The sequence below is a fragment of the Deltaproteobacteria bacterium genome, from assembly GCA_011375175.1.
Taxonomy (GTDB): Bacteria; Desulfobacterota; GWC2-55-46; order GWC2-55-46; family DRME01; genus DRME01.
Genome location: DRME01000123.1, coordinates 1 through 2,969, shown reverse-complemented (window position 1 = coordinate 2,969; position 2,969 = coordinate 1). Strand labels below are relative to the sequence as shown.

The 2,969-nt window shown below is 63.0% G+C and carries 4 protein-coding genes; all 4 read left to right on the top strand.

The annotated features are described in order from the left end of the window. Positions 1–479: 479 nt before the first annotated feature. On the top strand, positions 480–947 hold the full coding sequence (locus ENJ37_09900; protein HHL40808.1) for a 6,7-dimethyl-8-ribityllumazine synthase: 468 nt from the start codon (positions 480–482) through the stop codon (positions 945–947). Positions 948–1,055: 108 nt separating this feature from the next. Further along, complete coding sequence (gene nusB, locus ENJ37_09895) at positions 1,056–1,472, top strand: transcription antitermination factor NusB (protein HHL40807.1); 417 nt, start codon at positions 1,056–1,058, stop codon at positions 1,470–1,472. Between the two features lie 71 nt (positions 1,473–1,543). After that, the gene (locus ENJ37_09890) at positions 1,544–2,701 is read left to right on the top strand and encodes a DegT/DnrJ/EryC1/StrS family aminotransferase (GenBank protein ID HHL40806.1); all 1,158 of its coding nucleotides are present in this window, start codon (positions 1,544–1,546) and stop codon (positions 2,699–2,701) included. A gap of 168 nt (positions 2,702–2,869) precedes the next feature. Then, positions 2,870–2,969, top strand: a 100-nt coding sequence (locus tag ENJ37_09885) for an NAD-dependent epimerase/dehydratase family protein (GenBank protein HHL40805.1), incomplete at its 3' end; no start/stop codon positions are given.

The window sequence follows — 2,969 nt, the reverse complement described above, 5'->3', positions numbered from 1 at the left end:
GGGGCGCGCCAGGCGGGGTGGTTACGCCTTTGCGCCCCGATCCCCCCACCGGGGGCCTCTGTTGAGCCGCGGCGTTCGTGTTGGAGGCGTGAAGTTTCGGAAGGATAGCCCTGTTCGTGTAAATCGAGATTGAAGGCGGCGCTCCTGTGAGGATATTGGGGGTTGTGTAGAGGCAGGGTGCATTGGTCTTTGCTATAGCCGTGTTTTTTGACGGCCCCCGATGGGGGGATCGGGGCGCGCCAGGCGGGGTTGGCTACGCCTTTGCGACCCGATCCCCCCACCGGGGCCTCTGTTGGGCCGCGGCGTTCGTGCCGGAGGGGTGAAGATTTCGGAAGGATAGCCCTGTTCGTGTAAATCGAGATTGAAGCCTGCGCTCCTGTGGGGATATTGAGGCTTCTGTAGAACCATGGGGCATTGGTTTTTCTTTGCTTACTTTCTTTTTTTCAAAAAGAAAGTAAGTAAGAAGGAGGTGGGGGGAAGTGCCGAAGATAGTGGAGGGGAAGTTAAGCGCCGCCGGCCTGAAGACGGCCATTGTGGTCAGCCGGTTCAACGAGTTTCTGGGCGAGCGCCTTGTAGAAGGGGCGGTCGATACGCTTTTGAGAAGCGGCGCGGCCGACGAGGATATAGAGATCGTCAAGGTGCCCGGGGCCTTTGAGATGCCCCTTGCCACCCAGAGGCTGGCAAAGAGCGGCCGCTACGACTGTGTCATATGCCTCGGCGTGATAGTGCGGGGGGCGACGCCTCACTTCGACTATGTGGCGGGCGAGGCGGCCAGGGGGATAGCGAGGACGAGTCTGGAGAGCGGCGTGCCGGTGGCCTTCGGGGTGGTGACGGCCGACAGCCTGGAGCAGGCCATAGAGCGTTCGGGCACCAAGTCGGGCAACAAGGGGCGCGACGCGGCCCTGGCGGCCGTCGAGATGGCCAACCTCTTCAAGGCCATGGGTTGAAGGCCGGCTCATGAGGGGCCTGGACGGAGGTTGGGCCGGGACGGCCGGAAGAGATAGTGCGCGAAGGAAGGGGGAGGGCGGAGACCTCCCCTTTGGTTTAGTTTCCCCATGACAGAGAGAAGAAAGGCCCGTGAAGCGGCGCTGCAGGGGCTCTACCAGATGGACCTCTCGGGCGCGGGCCCCGGCGAGGCGGCGCTCACGGTGCTCAGGAGGTTTTCCAGGGGGAGCGCCGCCCATGAGTATTGCCGTCTGCTCCTTGAAGGCGTCACGGAACACATGGGGGAGATCGACGGCGTCATCGAGGAGAGTTCCGAGCACTGGACGGTGGAGAGGATGGCCGTCGTCGACCGCAATATCCTGCGTATGGCGGTCTTCGAGCTTCTCTATCGCCGCGAGACGCCCTATCGGGTGGTCATAGACGAGGCCGTCGAGCTTGCCAAGAGTTTCGGCGCCGACGAGTCGGCGGCCTTCATAAACGGCATACTCGACAGGGCGGCGCAGACGCTGGGGCTCAAGGAGCAGTGAAGGGAGCGCTGTGGAAGGCTTGAAGGACTGGAGTCGCCGGCAGGGCAGAAGAAATTTGCAGGAGGATATTTTTGAGGGTACCGCTTCTCGATCTCGGCCCCCAGTACAGGGACATACGCAAGGAAGTCCTGGACGTCGTAAAGAAGGTATGCGACTCCGGCCGCTACGTGCTCGGCGAGAACGTGGCGGCTCTCGAAGAAGAGATAGCCGCCTACTGCGGGACGAGGTACGCCGTCGGCGTGGCCTCGGGCACCGATGCGCTCCTTCTGGCGCTCATGGCCCTCGATGTGGGCCACGGCGACCGGGTCGTGACGACACCATACACGTTCTTCGCCACGGCGGGCTCGATAGCGCGGCTCGGAGCCGTTCCCGAGTTCGTTGACATCGACCCGCTGACCTACAACATCGATCCCGGAAAGCTCGAAGAGCGGCTCGCCGCGTGCGCGGCCTCGGGCGCCGGGGTCAAGGCGGTCTTCGCCGTGCATCTCTTCGGCCAGTGCGCCGACATGTCGTCCATAAACGCCGCCGCCCGCCGCTACGGCGTGAAGGTCATAGAGGACGCCGCCCAGGCCATCGGGGCGGAGTACCGTTCGAAACGGGCCGGCTCGCTTGCGACGATGGGGTGTTTTTCCTTTTATCCCACCAAGAATCTCGGCGGCATAGGCGACGGCGGCATGATAACGACGGACAGCAAGAGGCTCGCCGACAAGCTGCGCATGCTGCGCGTCCACGGCAGCCACCACCGTTACTACCACCGCTACGTGGGAGTGAACAGCAGGCTCGACGAGATACAGGCCGCCGTGTTGAGGGTGAAGCTCAAGTATCTGGACCGCTGGATGGAGGGGCGCATCGCCAACGCGGCCCGCTACAGGGAGCTCTTCACCAAGGCGGGGCTCGAGGGCGTGGGACTGCCCGTAGAGAGTCACAGGTGCAGACACGTATTCAACCAGTACGTTGTGCGTCTTAAGAAGAGGGACGCCCTGCGGGCCTATCTTGCCGGAAAGGGTGTGGGCAGCGAGGTCTATTATCCCGTGCCGCTGCACCTCCAGGAGTGCTTCAAGGGGCTTGGGCTGGGGCGGGGCTCCATGCCGGTGTCGGAGAAGGCCGCCAGAGAGACGCTTGCGCTGCCCATATACCCGGAACTCAAGGCCGGCCAGCAACGCTACGTGGTGGAGCAGATAGCGCGCTTTTACAGCGGGCGCAGCCCCGCGGGCCGCAAGAGCTCCTGATGAGGGGAGACTTTCCGTGGAAGGGACGCAGGCCCGCGTCTCCACCACGCCCCTGCATATGCTGTTCGGATATGGACCGCTCCCCGCGTATGTTCCACATTTTGCTTGCAAAATGTGGAACATACGCGGGGAGCTGAAAAGGCTGCTTCAGCATGAGAGGAGAGGGAGATATTGAGCAGGAGGGTGCTGGTTACCGGCGGGGCCGGCTTCATCGGGTCCCATCTGTGCGAGAGGCTTTTGCGGGACGGTGACGAGGTCATATGTCTCG